Annotated in this window: 15 protein-coding genes and 4 pseudogenes; 15 read left to right on the top strand and 4 right to left on the bottom strand. The window is 51.8% G+C overall.

Features of this window, described 5'->3' with window-relative positions:
* Positions 1-199: 199 nt before the first annotated feature.
* On the top strand, positions 200-1,543 hold the full coding sequence (locus NM96_03660; GenBank protein ID AVR78558.1) for a pyridine nucleotide-disulfide oxidoreductase: 1,344 nt from the start codon (positions 200-202) through the stop codon (positions 1,541-1,543).
* A gap of 54 nt (positions 1,544-1,597) precedes the next feature.
* Here NM96_03660 and NM96_03665 read toward each other — a convergent pair.
* A pseudogene (locus tag NM96_03665) lies at positions 1,598-2,154 on the bottom strand (IS5/IS1182 family transposase).
* Between the two features lie 432 nt (positions 2,155-2,586).
* On the opposite strand from NM96_03665, the gene NM96_03670 reads away from it, so the two are divergent.
* From NM96_03670 to NM96_03720, 11 genes and pseudogenes are all read left to right on the top strand, one after another.
* Positions 2,587-3,382, top strand: a protein-coding gene (locus NM96_03670; GenBank protein AVR78559.1) for an IS5 family transposase whose coding sequence is annotated in 2 segments (ribosomal slippage) — positions 2,587-2,952 and positions 2,954-3,382 — 795 coding nt in all. Because the reading frame shifts where the segments join, the coding sequence is not laid out codon by codon here.
* A 175-nt stretch (positions 3,383-3,557) separates the two neighbouring features.
* On the top strand, positions 3,558-4,565 hold the full coding sequence (locus NM96_03675) for an IS5/IS1182 family transposase (GenBank protein AVR78560.1): 1,008 nt from the start codon (positions 3,558-3,560) through the stop codon (positions 4,563-4,565).
* A gap of 103 nt (positions 4,566-4,668) precedes the next feature.
* Positions 4,669-6,228, top strand: coding sequence for a transporter (locus NM96_03680; protein ID AVR78561.1), 1,560 nt, complete (start codon positions 4,669-4,671; stop codon positions 6,226-6,228).
* Positions 6,229-6,496: 268 nt separating this feature from the next.
* Positions 6,497-8,158: an MFS transporter gene (locus NM96_03685; GenBank protein AVR78562.1), complete on the top strand. Its 1,662-nt coding sequence runs from the start codon at positions 6,497-6,499 to the stop codon at positions 8,156-8,158.
* 86 nt (positions 8,159-8,244) lie between these two features.
* Positions 8,245-9,399 (top strand): secretion protein HlyD, encoded by a 1,155-nt coding sequence (locus NM96_03690; protein ID AVR78563.1) that lies wholly within the window; start codon positions 8,245-8,247, stop codon positions 9,397-9,399.
* Positions 9,386-9,565, top strand: a complete 180-nt coding sequence (locus NM96_03695; GenBank protein AVR78564.1) for a hypothetical protein — start codon at positions 9,386-9,388, stop codon at positions 9,563-9,565. Before NM96_03690 ends, NM96_03695 begins: the two co-directional genes overlap by 14 nt.
* A gap of 26 nt (positions 9,566-9,591) precedes the next feature.
* A pseudogene (locus NM96_03700) lies at positions 9,592-10,529 on the top strand (hypothetical protein).
* Between the two features lie 134 nt (positions 10,530-10,663).
* Positions 10,664-10,843, top strand: a complete 180-nt coding sequence (locus NM96_03705) for an endonuclease (GenBank protein ID AVR78565.1) — start codon at positions 10,664-10,666, stop codon at positions 10,841-10,843.
* A 576-nt stretch (positions 10,844-11,419) separates the two neighbouring features.
* The gene (locus NM96_03710; GenBank protein ID AVR78566.1) at positions 11,420-11,614 is read left to right on the top strand and encodes a DUF2892 domain-containing protein; all 195 of its coding nucleotides are present in this window, start codon (positions 11,420-11,422) and stop codon (positions 11,612-11,614) included.
* A 12-nt stretch (positions 11,615-11,626) separates the two neighbouring features.
* Complete coding sequence (locus NM96_03715) at positions 11,627-12,148, top strand: hypothetical protein (protein ID AVR78567.1); 522 nt, start codon at positions 11,627-11,629, stop codon at positions 12,146-12,148.
* A gap of 79 nt (positions 12,149-12,227) precedes the next feature.
* Positions 12,228-12,530: an ArsR family transcriptional regulator gene (locus NM96_03720; GenBank protein AVR78568.1), complete on the top strand. Its 303-nt coding sequence runs from the start codon at positions 12,228-12,230 to the stop codon at positions 12,528-12,530.
* A gap of 154 nt (positions 12,531-12,684) precedes the next feature.
* On the opposite strand, the pseudogene NM96_03725 reads toward NM96_03720, so the two are convergent.
* Positions 12,685-12,918: pseudogene (locus tag NM96_03725) on the bottom strand (hypothetical protein).
* 41 nt (positions 12,919-12,959) lie between these two features.
* Here NM96_03725 and NM96_03730 point away from each other — a divergent pair.
* The 3 genes and pseudogenes from NM96_03730 to NM96_03740 all read left to right on the top strand — a co-directional run bounded on the left by NM96_03730 (position 12,960) and on the right by NM96_03740 (position 15,449).
* The gene (locus NM96_03730) at positions 12,960-13,766 is read left to right on the top strand and encodes an IS481 family transposase (GenBank protein ID AVR78569.1); all 807 of its coding nucleotides are present in this window, start codon (positions 12,960-12,962) and stop codon (positions 13,764-13,766) included.
* A gap of 464 nt (positions 13,767-14,230) precedes the next feature.
* The gene (locus NM96_03735; GenBank protein ID AVR78570.1) at positions 14,231-15,052 is read left to right on the top strand and encodes a hypothetical protein; all 822 of its coding nucleotides are present in this window, start codon (positions 14,231-14,233) and stop codon (positions 15,050-15,052) included.
* Positions 15,053-15,257: 205 nt separating this feature from the next.
* Positions 15,258-15,449, top strand: a pseudogene (locus tag NM96_03740) (DUF1436 domain-containing protein).
* Between the two features lie 123 nt (positions 15,450-15,572).
* On the opposite strand, the gene NM96_03745 reads toward NM96_03740, so the two are convergent.
* A complete protein-coding gene (locus NM96_03745; GenBank protein ID AVR78571.1) occupies positions 15,573-16,388 on the bottom strand; it encodes an HNH endonuclease in 816 nt (271 codons plus the stop codon).
* Between the two features lie 318 nt (positions 16,389-16,706).
* The gene (mfd, locus tag NM96_03750) at positions 16,707-20,390 is read right to left on the bottom strand and encodes a transcription-repair coupling factor (protein AVR78572.1); all 3,684 of its coding nucleotides are present in this window, start codon (positions 20,388-20,390) and stop codon (positions 16,707-16,709) included.
* Positions 20,391-20,760: the final 370 nt, after the last annotated feature.

Genomic DNA, 20,760 nt, shown 5'->3' on the forward strand with positions numbered 1-20,760 from the left:
AAAAAGCTGCCTGAAAAACAAAAAAGGCCGTCTGAAAACCTAATTCCGGGTTTCAGACGGCCTGAGACCTTTGCAAAATCCCCCAAAATCCCCTAAATGTCTTGGTGGGATTTTGGGGGATTTTGCAAAGGTCTCATGTAAAAATAAATCGATAAGGTCTATAATTGGCGCGCAATCCATCATTTCACAGAGACAAATTATGCACACACAAAATCTTATTATCGGCTTTGGCAAAGCGGGCAAAACGCTGGCGGCAGATTTGGCGAAACACGGGCAGCAGGTCGTGCTGGTGGAACAGTCGGCGCAGATGTACGGCGGCACTTGCATCAACATCGGCTGTATTCCCAGCAAAAAACTGATTGTCGAGAGCGAGCAGCGCGGGCATAACGCCGACAAAGCGGCAGTGTTTGCGGCGGCGATGAACGCGAAAAACACCCTGATTCCGAAATTGCGCGCCGCCAATTTCGCCAAACTGGACAATCTGGACGGCGTAACCGTGCTCAACGCGCGCGCCGAGTTTCTCGACGATCGCACGGTCAAACTGACTGACCCAGACGGCGGCGAGCAAACCCTTACCGCCGAACGCATTTTCATCAACACCGGTGCCACCCCGCGCCGCCTGGGTGTGGCGGGCGAAGACAGCCCGCGCGTACTGGACAGCACCGGTGTGCTCGCGCTGAACGAACGCCCGCGCCGCCTCGTCATCATCGGCGGCGGCTACATCGGCTTGGAATTTGCCTTTATGTTCCACGCTTTCGGCAGCGAAATCACCATTCTCGACGGCGGCGACCGCTTCCTGCCGCGTGAAGATCGCGACATCGCCGAAGAAATGCTGCGCGTATTAAACAGCAAAGGCATCAAGGTGTTGCAAGGCGTGAAGATTGAAGCGTTCCGCGACAATACGGCGGACACCAGCGTCATCACGTCGCAAGGCGAATTTACCGCCGACGCGGTGTTGGTGGGCGTGGGGCGCGTGCCGAACACGCAAGGATTGGGCCTGACAAACGCGGGCATCAAAACCGACCAGCGCGGCTTCATCCTCGTTGACGACCATCTGCGCGTGCAAGGCAAAAACCACATCTGGGCGATGGGCGACGTGGCGGGCAGCCCGATGTTCACCTACATCTCGCTCGACGACTACCGCATCGTGCGCGAACAGCTTTTCGGCGACGGCAAACGCAACCGCGCCGACCGCACCCCGTTCCCGACCGCCACCTTTACCGAGCCGCCGCTCGCTCATATCGGCTTAACCGAAACCGCCGCGCAGCAATCGGGGCGCGAGGTGAAAGTGTTGAAACTGAAAGCCGACGCAATTCCGAAAGCCAAAATCCTCAACCAAACCGACGGCCTGCTCAAAGCCGTGGTGGACGCGCACAGCGGCGAAATTCTCGGTGTAACCCTGTTCTGCGCCGAAGCGCACGAGATTATCAACCTGTTCAAAATGGCGATCGATCACCGCATCCCCGCCACCTACATCAAAAACCAAATCTTCACCCACCCGACCATCGCCGAAGGGCTGAACGATTTGTTCGCGGGCTGCTAAAAAACTGGTTGTAAAACGACCGCACTTGATACGGAAATGCCGTCTGAAAGCGATTTCAGAATCGATGCGGGTATGTTGTTTGTAACCAAGTTTGTAGAGGCCGTTTTTCTTTGTCCAGCGGGCATCTTTATCTTTACTCGGTGTGGTTTGGCCGCTGACTTGTCCCTCCTCATCAACTTCTATGGCCTGACGCTGTTTGCTGCCGGCGGTCTGAATAATGGTGGCGTCAATGACGGCGGCGGATGCTTTCTCTATTTTTAGGCCTTTTTCGGTCAGTTGGCAGTTAATCAGTTCCGGCAATTCGGACAGGGTGTCGTCTTGCGCCGTCGGTTTCGGTAACGGCATAAGGTGCTGTAATCGGGGATGCTCAACTCGTCAAAACGGCAAAACAGGTTGAAGTCGATGCGGGTGATGAGGCTGTGTTCGAGTTCGGGATCGGAGAGGCTGTGCCATTGTCCGAGCAGGACGGCTTTGAACATGGACAGCAGTGGATAGGCGGGACGGCCACGATGGTCTCTAAGGTAGCGGGTTCTTTGACGATTCAGGTACTGTTCGATCGGTTGCCAATCAATCACTTGATCCAACTTCAATAGTGGGAAGCGATGGAAAATCCTCTAAATGTCTTGGTGGGAGTTTAGGGGGATTTTGCAAAGATCTCGGTGTATAGGAAGGAATTTGGCGGTAAAGTATTTGCGATATTCCTTATGCTTTTATCAAATTGCTGTTCAGAGCTGCTATGGAGCGTTTTGATGTTGATTGGCATATCGCTTTGCAGCCATTTTGTCATTGCGCGATGACAAAACGATAGCGAAATAGTGACAAAATGTGCGCGAGATTATAACGCCGTGTAAAAAATAAGATCTAAAATTTGGTCTTTTTCACTTTATTTTTACATATTTATGCGATAAATTGAAATATTAAAATCAACTAATTGATTTTGAGCGATTATACAATTTACATTTTTTTATAATATAGAAACAACCCTTCTGAGTTACATATAATAGACCTCTTGCGAAAGTATCCTGAAGATTTACAATTCCCAAATGAAATACGAAAACCTAATCCAAAGAAGCGACAGGGAATTCAAACGGCTCACAGGTGTAACGCCCGTCCTTTTTCATGAAATGCTGCAAGTCACCACAGAAGCAGAAAGCCGGAAGGTCAAGTCGGGCAGGCCGCATACGCTCGGTTTGGCAGACCAACTGCTGCTTACCCTAAGTTATCTGCGCCATTATCATACCCAACTCGAATTGGCCGCTATCTACGGTCTTTCTGAAAGTAATGTCTGCCGCACCATCCGTAAAACTGAGGACGCTCTCATTCGTTGCAAACGCTTTTCCCTGCCAAAACACAAGAATCCGGGCGATCAAACGGTCATCATTGACGTTACCGAAAGCCCGATTGAACGTCCCAAAAAAACAGCGGCAGTATTACAGCGGCAAGAAAAAGCGACACACGGTTAAAATCCAAGTCATATACGGCAGAGAAACTGAAAAAATCATCAGCATCCAGACGGGGATGGGTGCTCAGCATGACATGCGTTTAGCCAAGAAGCACCTTGCAGAGCTTTATCCCTACAAAATAGTCATTGCGGATAGGGGTTATCAAGGATTGGCTAAAACCGGATTACAGACCCCGAAAAAGAAATCTAAACATCATCCGCTGAACAAACAGGATAAAGAGGCGAACAGGTGGTTAGGCAAACTCAGAACCGTCATCGAGCACATCAACAGAAAACTTAAGATATTCAAAATCTTGTCGCTACCTTACCGCAACAGGCGGAAACGGTTCGGGTTAAGGGCAAATCTGATTGCAGGACTGGTTAATGCGATGGGATGAATATTTTCGCAAGAGGTCTAATTAAATATTGTAAAATATAACACAAAAAAATGAGAGAAACCTTATAAAATAAGGTTTCTCTTTTTTACACTTTTATTGACACAGGCGGATTGAGACCTTTGCAAAATTCCCCAAAATCCCCTAAATTCCCACCAAGACATTTAGGGGATTTTCCATGAGCACCTTCTTCCAGCAAACCGCACAAGCCATGATCGCCAAACACATCGACCGCTTCCCATTATTGAAGTTGGATCAGGTGATTGATTGGCAACCGATCAAACAATACCTGAACCGTCAAAGAACCCGTTACCTTAGAGACCACCGCGGCCGTCCCGCCTATCCCCTGTTGTCCATGTTCAAAGCCGTCCTGCTCGGACAATGGCACAGCCTCTCCGATCCCGAACTCGAACACAGCCTCATCACCCGCATCGATTTCAACCTGTTTTGCCGTTTTGACGAACTGAGCATCCCCGATTACAGCACCTTATGCCGCTACCGCAACTGGCTGGCGCAAGACGACACCCTGTCCGAATTGCTGGAACTGATTAACCGCCAACTGACCGAAAAAAACCTAAAAGTAGAGAAGGCATCCGCCGCCGTCATTGATGCCACCATTATTCAGACTGCCGGCAGCAAACAGCGTCAGGCCATAGAAGTTGATGAGAAAGGACAAGTCAGCGGTCAAACCACACCGAGTAAGGACAAAGATGCCCGCTGGACAAAGAAAAACGGCCTCTACAAACTCGGTTACAAACAACATACCCGTACCGATGAGGAAGGCTATATCGAGAAACTGCACATCACTCCTGCCAATGTCCATGAGTGCAACCATCTGTCCCCTTTGTTGGAAGGTATTGCTGAAGGCACGACCGTCTATGCCGACAAAGGCTACGACAGTAAGGAAAACCGGCAACATCTGAAAGAGCATCAGTTGTTAGACGGCATTATGCGCAAAGCCCACCGCAATCGTCCGCTGACGGAAGTGCAAACCAAACGCAACCGATATTTGTCGAAGACCCGTTATGTGGTCGAACAAAGCTTCGGTACGCTGCACCGTAAATTCCGCTACGCCCGGGCAGCCTATTTTGGTCTGTGTAAAGTGAGTGCGCAAAGCCATCTGAAGGCGATGTGTTTGAACCTGTTGAAAGCGGCTAACAGGCTAAGTGTGCCTGTTGCCGCCTAAAAGGCGGCCCGGATGCCTGATTATCGGGTATCCGGGGAGGATTAAGGGGGTATTTGGGTAAAATTAGGAGTGATTTGGGGCGAAAACAGCCGAAAACCTGTTTTTGGGTTTCGGTTGTTGGAGGAAAAGAAATTTTGCAAAGGTCTCTGCCTTTTGCGTTGAAGTTTTCCAACCCCCGCCCGATACGTTTTTCGTTATAATCATCCCGATTCCTGTTTATATATATTTCAAAATGTTCAAACGCTTCCCTTTATTTTTCCTCTGTGCCGCGCTGTTTTCGGGCTGCGCCACTCATCCCAAGCACACCCCCGCCGCCGTGGAAACCGCCGAAACGCTCGGTCTGCCCGCCAGCTCGCAGCCGCCGATTGCGCCGCAATGGTGGCGTGCGCTCAACGATGCCAAGCTCGACAGCCTGATTGACACCGCCCTCGCGCGTTCGCCCGATTTGGCGGCGGCACAGGCGCGCTTGCGGCAGGCGCAGGCGGGGGCGGATTTGGCGGATTCGCAGCGCGGCGTGAAGATTGGATTGGGGCTGAGCGGCGCACTGCTGCACCGCGACGGCGTAAACGAGCGCGAGAAGCCCGAACTCATCAGCGATTTGGAAAAGCGGCTGCTGGGCGACCACGGCACCAATATCACTTATGAATCGCTGCAACTGCAAGGGCAATGGTCGCCCGATGTGTTCGGCAAATACAAGCACCAGCTGGAAGCTGCGCTGGGGCAGCAACGCGCCGTGGAATACGAAATCGCGCAGACGCGGCTACTGCTGGCGCAGGGCGTGGCGACGTATTACCGCCAATGGCAGTTGCTGCTGGAAACGCGGCAGCGCGTGGCGCAGCGGGCGCAGTTGAACCGCGAGCGCGAGCAGGTGGTGCGCGAACTCATCCGCGCCGGACAGGTCGCGCCGAGCAGGCTCTATGCGGTACAGCAAGGCAACAGCCGTTTTCAGGCTGCCTTGTCGGATTTGGACGGCAACATTGCGCAAATCCGCCACGCGCTTGCCGCCTTGACCGGGCAACCGGCGCAGGCGTTGGACAACTTCGCGCCCAACCCCGCCGCCAACACCCCCGCGCCGCCCGTGTCGCAGCTCACCGCCGACTTGCTCGGCAAACGCCCCGATTTGGCGGCGCAGCGCGAGGCACTGACCGCCCGCCGCCATTTAGTTGCCAGCGCGAAAACCGAGTTTTATCCGAACATTACGATTAAAGCGTTGGCAGGCTTGTCTAACGTGGAAATAGGCAACCTGCCGCATTCCTCGTCATGGATGGCGGGGCTGCTGCCCAGCGTGAGCCTGCCGATTTTCACCTCTGGCGCATTGCGGGCGAACCTGTCGCGCAAGGAAGCCGAGTTTGACGAGCAGGCGGCGCGTTACAACAAAAACGTTTACACCGCCCTGCGCGAGGCGGCAGATGCGCTGACGCAATACGAAACCGCTGCCGCAGCCGTGCGCGACCAAACCGAGATGACCGCGCTGGCCCGCAAAAACGCCGCCGCCGCGCAAAGCCGCTACCGCGCGGGGTTGGACAACAAGCTTGACTGGCTCGCCGCGCAGGACGAAACCCTGCAAAACGAAGCGCAACTGGCGCAGGCACAGGCGAAGCTGTTTACCGCGTGGCTGGCGTTAAATACCGCCTTTGGCGGAGGTTTTGCGGCGGACAAATAAGGCAGCCTGAAAACGAGCAACGCGAGTTTCTGCGAAGCTAAAATCCTAAATGTCTTCTGAAACAAAATTTTGCTGTCATTCCCGCGCAGGCGGGAATCTTGGTTGAGCCGCATCAAAAGGCAGCAAAAACCACTGCCGCCGAAACCCGAACAAGATTCCCGCCTGCGCGGGAATGACGAAAGTTTGAGGCAGCCTGAAACGCAAAGGCTACCTGAAAACCAGCAAGCTAGTCGGGCATCCCTACCCGACCTACCCATAAGGAAACCCCATGCCCCTGCAATCCGGCGGCTACACCTTCAAGCCGCATGAAATGCCCTTTATGCCGGGTTCGCCCGCCTTGCCCGAGCATCCGAAAAAGCGGCGGCTCGCGTATCTTGCCATCGGTTTATTACTCGCGCTGTCGTCGGGCTTCCAAAACGGGCTGCTCACCGCCTCGCTGCCGCAGCTGCGCGGCGATTTGTCGCTCGATTTGAAGCAGGGCGGCTGGATTCAGGCGGCGTATTACATGGCTTACGCCTGCATGAGCATCCTCTTTTTCAAAATCCGCAAGGCGTATGGTTTGCAGCGTTTTGTCCGCATCACCCTGTTCGCCCAGCTTGCCGCCAGCCTGCTGCAACTGGTTTATCACCATTACGAAGTGGAACTCATCGCGTGTGTTGCCGCCGCCGTCGCCGCCAGCGGCCTGCTGGTGCTGTCGATTTACTACATGATGCAGGGCTTTACCGGCACGAAAAAGCTGGTCGGGCTGGTGTTCGGGCTGGGACTGATGCAGGTCGGCACGCCGCTGGCGCAGAGCCTCGTGCCGCTGCTGTATGGCGACGGCGACCTCAACGGCGTGTTCGCCTTTCAGGCTACCCTCGCGCTCGCCTGCACCGCCTGCCTGTTCGCCCTGCCGCTGCCGCCCGGCATCACCGTGCGCAAATCGTTCACGCTGACCGACGCGCTCAGCTTTACCCTGTTCGCCTCCGGCATCGCGCTGTTGTGCGCCTTTCTCGTGCAGGGGCGCACGGTGTGGTGGACGACGCAGTGGCTCGGCTGGCTGCTCGCGGGCGGAGTGGGGCTGACGGGGCTGGCGTTGTACATCGAATCGACGCGGCACAAGCCGATGCTGGACTGGCACTGGATGACCGTGCCGCAAATCCTCATCTTCGCCGTGATGGGCGCGATGGCGCGGCTCTTGACCTCGGAGCAGACCGTCGGCGCGGCGGGGCTGATGGGCGCGGTGGGCATGGGCAGCGCGCAGATGAGCACGTTTTACCTGATTGTTGCGGGCGGAATGCTGGCGGGTGTGGTCGGCAGCCTGATTTTGCTGGATATCAACGACATCCGCCGCCCCGTGATGGTTGCGCTCGCCTGTTTCGCCCTCGGTGCGTGGCTGGAAATCGGCGTGGGCATGCAGACCCGCCCCGCGCAACTTTATTTCAGCCAGTTTATCGTTGCCTTTGCCTCGCTGCTGTTTATGGGGCCGATGATGCTTGAAGGCGCACTGCGCGCGCTGGCGAAAAGCTCCGACCACATGATGAGCTTCTCCGCCGTGTTCGGCCTGTCGCAAACCCTCGGCGGGCTGGCGGGTGCGGCGGCATTCAGCGCGTTTTTAACTTACCGCACCCGCGACCACCTCGCCGCCATCGCGCAAAACCTGACCCTCTCCAACCCCGCGCTCGCCGCCGACATCCAGCGCAACGCCGTCGCCCTCTCCGCCACCCTCTCCGACCCGGTGCTGCTGCAAGGCCGCGCCGTCTCGCAAATCACCGCGCAGGCGGGCAAAGAAGCGTCGGTGGCGGCATACAGCGACCTGTTCGCGCTGCTGGCGGCGATGGCGGCGGTATCGACCCTCGTCGCCGTCGCCCTGTGGCTGTACCGCCGTTATTACAAGATTGATATTCTGGCGGCGGAGAAGGCGAAAGTGTTTGCGGCGTTGGGGAAATAGTGTTTCAGACGGCATTGAAGGCAGCCTGAAAACCACCGCACCAACCCATTAACCGAATCAACCCCCAAATCAACGGAAAGCAAAAAATGTCCCAACCCGACACCCCCGAACAACCCGACACCGAATCCCAAAAAACCGCCGTGCCGCAGCCCGAGATGCAGCCTGAAACGTCGTCTGAAACCCCGTCCGAGCCGCAAGAGCCCGCCCAATGGCAGCCTGAAAAACACCGTTTCGGCAGCATCGGCATACTCGCCGCCAGCGCAATCGGCGTGGTGCTTGCCCTGTATGCCTTCCGCCTGCCGCCCTTCGGCATGGGCGAGGTTTACACCAACAACGCCTATGTGCGCGGCAGCGTAACCGCCGTCAGCCCGCGCGTGGGCGGCTATGTGCAGAAAGTGCTGGTGCGCGATTTTGACAACGTAAAAGCAGGGCAGCCGCTGGTGGAAATCGACCCCGCGCCCTACCGCGCCAAAGTCGCCCAAGCCGAAGCTGGGCTGGCGGGGCAGCAGGCGGCGTTGAACAAAACCGCGCAGGACAAAGCCTCCGCCCTCGCCGTCTCCAAAGCCAACCAAGCCGCGATTGACAACGCCCGCGCCCAGCTTGACCGCGCCCGCCGCGAATGGCAGCGCATACAGGCGGTGAGTGCCGATGCCGTGTCGCAAAGCAGCCGCGATGCCGCGCAAACCGCCGTTAAACAAGCCGAAGCGGGCCTGAAACAGGCGCAGGAGCAATACGCCGTGGCGCAGCAGAACATCATCAACACGGGCGTAGGGCGCGAGGGCGCACAGGCGGGCATCGCCAACGCGCAAGCCCTGCTGGACTTGGCAAAACAGGATTTGGGGCATACTGTGATTTACGCACCCGCCAGCGGCAAACTCGGCGAAGTCAGCGTAAAACAAGGGCAGCTTGTGAGCGCGGGCACGCAGCTGATGTCCGTCGTGCCGCCCGAACGCTGGATCATCGCCAACATCAAAGAAACCGATATGGCCAACGTGAAAATCGGGCAGAGTGCCAGCGTGAGTATCGACGCACTCGGCGGCAAGGCGTTCAGCGGCAAAGTCGCCGAAATCTCGCCCGCCACCGCTTCCGAATTCAGCCTGATTAAAGCCGACAGCGGCACGGGCAACTTCGTCAAAATCGCCCAACGCATCGCCGTAAAAATCGTATTTGACGTAGGGCAACAGGATTTGGAACGCCTCGCGCCGGGGATGTCGGCGGAAGTGAACATTGCTACGAAGTAAGGTAAAAGGTCGTCTGAAAAGTTTTCAGACGGCCTTTCAGACTGCTTTTTTTATTGAAGTAAAGCAAATCGGGCATTATCCGTGCATCAATTGCCCAACCCACTCAACAAAAAGCAGCCTCAAACTCCATTCCCCCATTTTCAGGCTGCCTTGTAAAATTCTATAATTACGCTTTTATGCCAAATCATTTATCTGCGAAAGTCCCACACCCAATTTGACGTTGCCGTCATCGGCGCAGGCCCGTCAGGCTCGGTTGCCTCCGCCCTGCTTAACAAACAGGGCTTCAAAGTATGCGCGCTGGAAAAACAGCATTTTCCGCGCTTTGTGATTGGCGAGAGCCTGCTGCCGCACTGCATGGAAATGCTGGAAGAAGCCGGTTTGGCCGATGCCGTGCGCGCCGAGAAAGGCTTTCAGTTTAAAAACGGCGCAGCGTTCGCATGGCGCATTTCACGCGCATCACCGACAACATCGCCGCCGAAGCCGATTTTGACCGCAACAAAATCCTGATTACCACCCACCCGCAGCACCGCGACGTATGGTTTTGGACAATCCCTTTCGGCGACAACACCTGCTCGCTCGGCGTGGTCGGCACACCCGACAAACTGGCGGGCGATTCCGAAGCCGTGTTGAAACAAATAGTGGCAGAATGCCCCAATCTGGTTGAATTTTTTAAACATTCCGAATGGGAAAACGGCTTCCCCTACCGCAGCATCCAAGGCTATTCCGCCAATGTTAAAGCCCTGCACGGCAAACATTTCGCGCTGTTAGGCAACGCCGCCGAGTTTATTGACCCCGTGTTCTCATCGGGCGTAACCATCGCGCTGCATTCCGCCAAACTCGCCGCTGACCTGCTTGCCCGCCAGCTCAAAGGCGAAGCGGCAGACTGGCAGCGCGAGTTCGCCGAGCCGCTGATGGTGGGCGTAAACGCTTTTCGCACCTATGTGGACGGCTGGTACGACAACCGTTTCCAAAACGTGGTGTACGCACCCAACCGCGCGCCCGAAATCAGCCGCATGATTTCCGCCATTCTCGCGGGCTATGCGTGGGATACGGCAAACCCGTTTGTAGAAAAATCGGAACAGCGGCTGAACACGCTGGCGGAACTGGTGGGGGATTTGGCGTTTGAATAGGTGTTGATGTCGTCTGAAAACAGTTGCAGGTCGGGCATTGATGTCCGACAAACACCGACCTGTTTATCTTAAAATGAGACCTTTGCAAAATTCCCCAAAATCCCCTAAATTCCCACCAAGACATTTAGGGGATTTTGGGGAATTTTGCAAAGGTCTCAAAAGGAGAAGAAATATTACAAACAGCTGTTCCGTTAATTGAGCAAATTGATGAGTTATTTTTCGGAAAGTTGGATAACAACGAAGAACAATTTAAGCATTTTCTTGTTAGATTAAACAAAGAATTAGAATATTATTTATGGAGTTGTCAATTTTGATAGCTCCATACTACATTTGAAACTCAAAAATAGAGCATAGCTATAGAACAGAAATTTATTCAAGAGAATTATTTACACCAAAATATAGAAGTCCTCTGTTTTATTTTCAAAAAGTAAAACAGAGAACATAAATGGTTGGCTCTTGAAAGCAATGTGTAAAAATTTTACGTTAATATTGTAAAATATAATGATATAATTACTCTGTTATCGGGGTTATTTTTACGTATTTTTAAGAAAGTCATCAATATTTGATTGCAACAAGTTGAAATAATTAGAGTTTTATTTTTTCATTCTTTCCTTATATAGAAACAACCGTTCTAAAACAGAAATTACATGAAAGGTCGTCTGAAAAATCGGTTTTACCGGTTTTCAGACGACCTTTTTGTTGTGTGTCGCAAGTTAGGTATAACTTAGTTTGCACATACCCGTTTAAAAATAAGGTAATCCCTTCCTTCTAAACCGCATGGCTACAAACTGTTTGACACAATTATCAAAAAGCTATAATATTTCTTATATATGATTTTTATTATATATATTTATTTTTAGATGAATCACTCTCAAACAAGGAGTAATTAAATGAAACGGAACTTAGGTACTTTGGATCGTACTCTCCGCATTGTCATTGGAGTAGCCTTAATCGCCGCCGCTGCAACCGGTCAAATCGGCTGGTGGGGTTGGTTGGGCATCATCCCTCTGGCTACCGCCTTGATAGGAAACTGCGCGTTGTACAGCTTATTGGGCATCAATACCTGCCACATCAGCAAAAAATAAAGAAAGCAAAACATGAGTAAAGAAGGAAAACTTCCACGAATTACTCCTGCGGAAGCGGCAGCGAAAATCCGTGAAGGCGCGATAGCGGCAGACATTCGCAGCCAAGCAGAATATCAGGGTGGGCATATCGGCGGCGCATTGTCCCTACCACCGGAGCGACATCGCGACAAACTGCGCGACAACGCCGCGCCCTGTCTGATTTTTTATTGCTTGGGCGGCAAACGCACGGCGCAGGCAGAAGCAGCATTGGCGGAACTCGGTCGGGGACGCGAGTGCTACATTCTTGAAGGCGGTTTGCAGGCATGGAAAGCCGCAGGTCTCCCCATAATCGCCAAACACGCCGCGCCGGACATCATGCGGCAGGTGCAAGCCATCGCGGGCGGGTTGGTTCTGTTCGGCGTGTTGGCAGGTTCGCTGGTATCGCCTTGGTTTTATTTGATAGATGCGCTAGTCGGAGCAGGCCTGCTGACAGCCGGTTTAACTGGATTCTGCGGCATGGCACGACTGCTGGCTAAAATGCCATGGAACCGTTAAACAGAGGTCGTCTGAAAGTTGCCGCTGCGGCAGTTATGGCTGATAATGCGATCTTCACATTTGCCGAAAAGGGCAAACAATGACCACTGCCGATAATCAACCGCCCTACGAAGAAGCCACCGCGTTTCTTAAACTTCTGGCGAACCCCCATCGCCTCGCCGTACTGTGTAAGCTGCACGAAAGACCGTACAATGTAACCGAACTGGCTGAGTCATCCGGCCTGCCTCAAGCGGCGATGTCCAGCCAATTGGCACTACTGCGTGAGGCCGGATTGGTGTCTTTTGAAGTGAACCATCGAGAACGGCAATATTACATTGCCGATTCACGAGTCAACGAGATGATACAGTTGTTGTATTCCTTTTTCTGTGCAGGAAAAGATTGAAATGTGGTTGTACTGCCTTAGACAAACTAATCGGAAAAATTAAGCTAAAAGGTCGTCTGAAAATTTTTCAGACGACCTTTTTGTTGTGTTTAGTAATTTAAAAACAGCTAATAGTATTTCAAAAAACAATAGAGATACTGGCATATAAACCTATTTACTCCTGCCAAATAATCTCGTGTTTAGAACCATAAGTAATCTTCTTGATATTGTGTTCCAGAGCTATTTCTTTATCTAGCTTTCCTGAATATTCTGAACCCGCCAATTCTTGAAATAAAGTAATGTTCAACTCATCATTGTGGGAAGTTGTTTTTATATCTGAGATGCCCATTGCGCTATCGCCTAATAAGCCCGTCAAATGAACTTGTCTAGACTCCTCAGCTGTAGAAATCAGTAGCGTTGTTTACAGTATTTCCAGGAGAATACTGAAACATGAACATGCACAAAAACACCCGTCTCACCCCGCACCACCGCCAAGCCATTTGGCTGGTCTACACGCAGGGGAAGGAAAGCGTCACCTCCCTGGCACGCCGCTACCAAGTCAGCCGCCTCACCATTTACCGCGCCCTTAAAGCCGCAAGGGCCAAGCTGCTCAAACCGCAAACCAGTACCAACAACCGTTTCAAACAGGCAAAGTACGGAATGAAACGCCCGGCCAAGGTAGAACGCAGCATTCAGGAAAAACTCAAAAAGCAGGCCAAACGCTACAATAAATCCTACCCCGGAGAGCTGGTGCATCTCGACACCAAACGGCTGCCGCTGCTCAAAGGGCAGAAAGCTACCGATAAGCGGGATTACCTGTTTGTCGCCATCGACGATTTCTCAAGGGAGCTATACGCCGCCATTTTGCCGGACAAAACCGCAGACAGCGCCGCCAAGTTTCTGACCGAACACCTGATTGATCCCTGCCCATACCTGATTGAGTGCGTTTACTCCGACAACGGTACGGAATACAAAGGCTCGGCCAACCATGCTTTCGGTGTAGCCTGTTACGAGAACGGGATTGGTCAAAAGTTTACTCGGGTTGCCCGTCCGCAGACCAACGGTAAGGCGGAGCGGGTTATCCGTACCCTGATGGAGATGTGGCATGAGAAACAGTCGTTTGAGAGTCTGGAACATCGGCAAAAGGAGTTGTGCCGCTTTGTTAATTTTTATAACACTGTGAAGCCACACCGCAGTTTGAACGGCGATACGCCGTTTGAGGTCTTGCAGGCTTATTTTTCTCAACCTGTTGTGTAAACAACGCGACAATTTTCTACACCTCAGCTTCATTGACAGTAATTTTGAAATTCCCAATATCGTCCAACTTAATTTCATCATTGGCGAAAAAGCAGCCGGACAATATCAAGCCGGTAATCCCCAGTATGGTTGCCTTAATTTTCATCATCATTTCCTGATCAATTTATTAGCCGTAGGGTGGATTATTGAATCTGACAGTTTTGGTATTTTCAGACGCTCTTTTTTATACTGCTTCTGTATTTGCACATGAATCCTTTACGCAACCTAGCTGCGGGGTTCATACAGGCTACGGCTTGCTATGACCTATATCTAATTAATATAAGTTACGCATTTCTTAATGCAGTCTGTATAATATAAAATGCGATCTAAAAGTTTTATTATACTGTGTTTGGGTATTACATTTAGATATTCGCACATTCAACATCCAAAAATATAAATTTTGTTTTTTATTAAGGACACATGAGATGCCTCTTATTCTTTATTTACTCTGTTTATTATTTTCAGCGTGGTTAACTTATATTTGTGTGAAAAAATATTGTAAAAGCAGACTGACTAAATTTTTGGGTATACCTGTTTTATTCTGTCTTTTTCTTGGGATTAATCCTGTTTACCATCTCGCAGACAAAGCTCTATTTTCGACCCGTACAGCAGAGGAGTTGATGATGGAAGATCCAGGAAACCGAATGATATTCTTAATATTCAAAGACAAGTTTCCGCAAGATTATGCCCAAATCGTGGCGAAAGCTGAAGATCTTATGAAATCAAAAAATCATGAACAAGATATGCGTTTTTTTCTCTCAGAAACAATAGACATCATGTTAAGAAAATTGCCTTATGCAGATGATGACAGCTTAATTGCTATGTTTCAGGAAGATATGCAGTTGCGTACCAAACTCTTGAACGAAAACGACGCGGTAAACTGCTTTTATTTGGAGTATCCTCATTTAGCTCCTGATATTTCGCTTTTCTCAAAGCAAATGAAGCCCTATTTCGCCTCTATAAAACAAGCCAGAGTACGTGCTTTGCAATCTGCCGATATTCATCGAAAAATGCCGGACGAAACTGAAATAGCGCAAACACAAGATAAAGTAAATCAGATTTTATGGAAGAAATATAGTGAACAGGAGTTGGCGGTAATCAATAACGAAAATGAGGATGAAATAAAGCAATATACGGCTGATGAACAGGCTTTGATTTGCCGTTTTGCAATCGATACATTGCAGGCGATATTGGAACAGCCTAAGCATGAGGCTGCCGAACTGCTTCGTTTTAATTTGAGTCATTGAGGGGCAGTCTGTTGGATATTTTTCCCAATAAATCTATTAGGCTTAAAATAAATTGTATTGATAGATGTGTTAAAGCAACCGTAGGTTGGTCATTCGGATCTGGCATTTTGGGTATTTTCAGACGACCTTTTTATACTGCTTCTGTATTCACACTTAAAGCAAGCATGCGTGCGTGCCGCACACACTCCCCTGTATGTAGGTTTGACGCGCCCTATTTAAAAATATGATGAACGGAGATATTTGGCTGCACAACGGCTGCCTGAAAATCAGCCCGAGCCGCCATGTCAAGCTGGAAGCGTGGGGTGCCATTGATGCGGACGATGTAATTTTATCATTGGATAACAGCCCTGAAGAAATCGGATCAGGCTTAAGGTTGGCATTGAGCCGCTGTCGATAATATCAGGCAAAAGGTCGTCTGAAAGCTGGAAAATTGTTTCAGACGACCTTTTTTACACTCAAAGCCCGTGTACGTTCGTGCCGTACGCAACCTATCTGCAGCTTTCATGCGGGCTACGGCTTGTTAGGGCTTAAATATTTCTTCTCGATGCCACTTAAAGTATTTTTCGCTATCAGGGTGAATTTTTAATTTTGTATCAGTTGAGATGCCTAGTCGGAACAGGTTTTTTTCAGAAAGCCTTTTGCTAATACGGATTTTGCCATCTGGCTCAAACGTAATCAGCCCACTATCAAACAAGGCATCAATGTTTGGGGCGAGCATCAAGCCGTTGTATGGGTCAAGCCGTTGCCATTCTTCATCATCCTTGCAGTCGCGCCAAGGTTTGATATGGCTGGCAATCAGCAATTCAGGCATATCCACGCCGCTGATGGGGCATTGCGGATACCGTTCCAATACGCCGTTTCTGAATTCGCCTTGACCTCTGCGGGCGTTAATCAGGCGCTGGATTTCGGTTTTGGCTTCTTCGGTTGTGGCGTTTTCTAAGCGTTGGTTAAGTTCATCTAAATCATTTTCCAAAGATTGTTGATAGGCTACCTGAAAAGTGGGTATTTCAATGTATTCGCTGGGGACGTAATCTTCCATACAATGTCCGCATCCGGTTAAATGTTTATTATATTTCTGCCGAGAATAAGCCTCTAATGCAGGAATGGAATTAGAACAAACTTTATAATAAGGGCTTGATTCAGTAGTGTAGTTACCATTCTCATTGCTGATACATGGTTTCCTCTTTATTCCTTGTACACGATGTATCATAGGATATTTAGAAATGGGTTTGCCTTCTTTGTTTATATTTAATATATAACCATCAGGGTTGTTCTCTCTCCATTTCAAATATTCGGCATCATTAGGCTCATCTTTAAAAATTTTGAGTTCGGGCATAATATTTCCTTTGAAAATAAACATACGCTGGATTATTAGAAATTTCACAGACCTGTAAAAAAATGAATGTTAGATTTTGTTCCAAACTACGTCAGAAATGCCCACAACGGTATTTCATTTGTTGCTTGCTGTTCCAATCGGCATCATAAATCTTTTGCCTACTACATGAAAAGTTTTCCCAAGCAGATGTAGGTTGGATTCTCGAATCCGACAGCTTCATACGGGAGATTTTGTCGGATACAAGTATTCGACCTACAAATTTTGGATAATAAAAGGCCGTCTGAAAATCGTTTCAGACGACCTTTTCTTTATCAGCTTCTACTTTGCTATCACTCTTTCTTTCAAAGTCTTCAACACATTCTTCACGGTGTTAATCCTGACTTCGATATTTTCCATCTCGGCTGTAAATCTTAACTTATCCGCTCCAGCCAGCCGATATTTTTTATCTGTCTGAATCAGCAGGATGATTTCTGTCGGGTCGATTTGGTGGTGTTTACCGAAGGTAATGGTGACGGCTTCGCTGGTCGCGTCGATGGCGTCTATGCCCAATTCTTTTGCGGCGAGCCGCAGGTGGTGGCTTTCGATGAGGGTTTTGACGGGTTGTTCGGGCAGGCCGAAGCGGTCGACGAGTTCTTCGTGTATGGCGTTGATTTGCTGCACGGTTTCGCAGACGGCGAGGCGTTTGTAGAGGACGAGCCGTTCGTGGATGTCGGGGCAATAGCTTTCGGGCAGCAGGGCGGGGCTGTGCAGTTTGATTTCGGTGGTGATGCCCAGCGGCGCATCGAGGTCGGGCTGGCGGCCTTTTTTGAGGTCGCGCACGGCTTGTTTGAGCATTTCGGTGTAGAGCGTGAAGCCGACCTGCATCATTTCGCCGGATTGTCCTTCGCCGAGGATTTCGCCTGCGCCGCGGATTTCCAAATCCTGCATGGCAAGGGTGAAACCTGCGCCGAGTTCGTCTGCCGCCGCGATGGCATCGAGGCGTTTTTCTGCGTCTTTGGTGATGTATTCGGGCGTGAGCAGGTAGGCGTAGGCTTGGTGGTGGCTGCGGCCGACGCGCCCGCGAAGCTGGTGCAGTTGCGCCAGTCCGAATTTGTCGGCGCGGTTGATGATGATGGTGTTGGCGTTGGGGATGTCGATGCCGGTTTCGATGATGGTGGAACAGAGCAATACGTTGAATCTTTGCTGCAAAAAGTCGCGCATAACTTGCTCCAACTCGCGCTCGCGCAGTTGTCCGTGCGCCACGCCGATGCGGGCTTTGGGCAACAGGGTTTCCAGCCGCTCTCGCATATTTTCAATCGTATCCACTTCATTGTGCAGGAAAAACACCTGCCCGCCGCGCTTGAGTTCGCGCAATACGGCTTCGCGCACGCTGCCTTCGCTGAAGGGTTTGACAAAGGTTTTGACGGCGAGGCGGCGGCTCGGCGCGGTGGTAATCAGCGAGAAGTCGCGCAGACCTTCGAGCGCCATGCTGAGGGTGCGCGGAATCGGTGTGGCGGTCATGGTGAGGATGTCGACATTGGCGCGCAGGCGTTTGAGCTGCTCTTTCTGACGCACGCCGAAGCGGTGTTCTTCATCGATAATCACTAAACCTAAGTTTTTGAATTTGATGTCGTCTTGCACCAATTTGTGCGTGCCGATAACGATATCGACCGTGCCGTCCGCCATGCCTTCCAGCGCGGCTTTGGTGGCTTTGCTGTTGTTGAAACGCGAAAGGCTGGCGACTTTCACGGGGAAATCGGCGAAGCGGTCGGCGAAATTTTGTGCGTGCTGCTCGACCAGAAGCGTGGTCGGCGCGAGTACGGCGACCTGTTTGCCGCCCATTACCGCCACAAACGCGGCGCGCAGCGCGACTTCGGTTTTGCCGAAACCGACATCGCCACACACGAGGCGGTCCATCGGCTTCGCCTGCGTCAAATCTTTAATCACGGCGGCGATGGCGGCGGCCTGGTCTTCGGTTTCCTCGTAGCCGAAGCCGTCGGCAAACGCCTGATAGTCCAACTCGTTGATTTCGAACTTGTGTCCCGATTGGGCGGCGCGCTGGGCGTAGAGATTGAGCAACTCGGCGGCGGTGTCGCGTGCTTTTTCAGCGGCTTTGCGCTTCGCCTTGTTCCACGAGCCGCTGCCGAGCTTGTGCAGGGCGACATTTTCATGCGCCTGGCCAGAGTAGCGGCTGATTAAATGCAGTTGCGAAACAGGCACATAAAGCTGCGCTTCGCCCGCGTATTCGAGCAACATCATTTCGTTGGTTTCGCCGCCTAAATCCATCGTTACCAAGCCCATATACCGCCCAATGCCGTGTTCTTCGTGCACAACGGGGTCGCCGATGTTGATTTCGGCAAGGTCGCGCAACAGGCCGTCTGAAACGGCGGCGTGTTTTTTGCGGCGGTTGTGGACGCGCGAACGGGCGACGTATTGGTAGAGGTCGGATTCGGTGATGACGGCAATGGCACTTTGAGCGGCAACCGCTTTGCCCTCTCCCCAACCCTCCCCCACGGGGGAGGGGGCAGGTTGCTGTCGGGCTTGTCCGTGCAGATCATTTTCGACGGGATGCAGGCTGCTTTCGGTTTTTAGGTCGTCTGAAACGGCAGCGGCACTTTGTTCCCTCTCCTGCGGGAGAGGGCTAGGGAGAGGGTTTGTTGCGGCTGCTGAAAATTCGGTTTGGTCGGTAACCGCTTTGCCCTCTCCCTCGGAGGCGGGAGTAGGTTGCTGTTGGCTCGGAGATTGCAGCTCGCCCAGTTTGAACCCGTACGCCAACGGCGCGACCGTAATCATCAGCGGCTCATGTGCCGATAAAAAGCCCTGCCAGTCGGATACAGGTTTGGCTTTCAAACCGTTTTGCTGCAAGAAGCCGAGCATGGTTTCGCGCCGTCCCAAACTTTCGGCGCACAGCAAAATCCGCCCGTCAAAGGTCGTCTGAAAATCCTTCAATGCCTGCAACGGCTCGTCGGATTGGCGGTTGACGGCAAGGTCGGGCAGGGTGTGTTCCTTGCCGGAAACATCGGGCAGCACTTGTCCGTAGTTTTTCAGACGACCTGCGAACACATCGGCAGAGAGATACAAATGCTGTGGAAGCAAAGGCGGATAGGTTTCGTCGCCCTGCGCCATGGCATAACGTGATTTGACGTCGCTCCAAAAGCGGTTTGCCTCGGCGTGAACGTCGCCCAAAGAGACAAACAGCGCATCTTCGCCGATATAGTCAAACAGCGTTTCCAGCTCGTTTTCAAAAAACAGCGGCAGATAATATTCCACGCCCGCGCCGAAATGGCCGTTGCTGACGGCTTTGTACACGGCGGCATCGTTCGGATTGCCATCAACTTCCTCACGGAAGCGGCTGCGGAAGATTTTTTGCGCCTCGCTGTCGGTGGGGAACTCGTGCGCCGGCAGCAGGCGGATTTCGGAAACGGGGGAAATGGTGCGCTGCGTGTCCGTGTCAAAGGTTTTGATGCTGTCGATTTCATCGTCGAACAAATCGATGCGGTACGGCATCCCGCTGCCCATCGGGAACAAATCGACAATACCGCCGCGCACGGCAAACTCGCCCGCCGCCACAACATGGGAAACATGGTTGTAGCCCGCATCCACCAAATCGGTTTTCAGACGACCTATATCCAAAGTCTGCCCGTTTTTCAGCCAGAACGTGCGCCCCGCCAAAAACGGCACGGGCGGCAGCTTCTGCATCGCCGTGGCAACCGGTACGAACAACACGTCCGCCGCGCCGCTCTTAATCTGCCACAACGCCGAGAGCCGCTCCGACACCAAATCCTGATGCGGCGAAAAACGCTCGTAAGGCAGCGTTTCCCAGTCTGGCAGGAACACCGCCGTATCGTGCGGACGGAAAAAACGCCATGCAGTCTGAAGGCGCAACGCCTGTTCCGCATCTTGGGTCAGCACGACTTTGAGCCGCTTATGCGGCAGATAACGCGCCAAAGCCAGCGGCAGCGAGCCTTGCGAAAGATTGAGCCAACGGGATTTTTCACGGGGTTTGGGGATAGGGTAGGTCATGGCGTAGGGACAATGGCTTGCGGCAGCCGGAAAATTTTTCGGGCTGCCGAGATGGGTTGTAAAAGCGGGATTTTAGCAGATTACAAGCGGGTGTAAGGGATAGGATGGTTTGGTTGGTTTTCAGACGGCCTTTAATGCTAAAATGTCCTCTGTTTGCCACACACCGTTTTTCATGAATATTCTCGAAGCCTTATTGTTATTGGTCTTGCTGATCGTCATCAGTGCATTTGTTTCCGGCTCCGCAAACCGCTTTTAGAGAGGTTGTTTTTTTATCTATTGTAATTTAATGCCCAAGGCCAAAGCCAAGGTAGGAAAGGCTTTTGGCTATTTTGAGTATCTATGGGTTGTTTGATTTCATATATTTATTATC

Source organism: Neisseria mucosa (assembly GCA_003028315.1).
GTDB classification, from domain to species: Bacteria; Pseudomonadota; Gammaproteobacteria; order Burkholderiales; family Neisseriaceae; genus Neisseria; species Neisseria mucosa.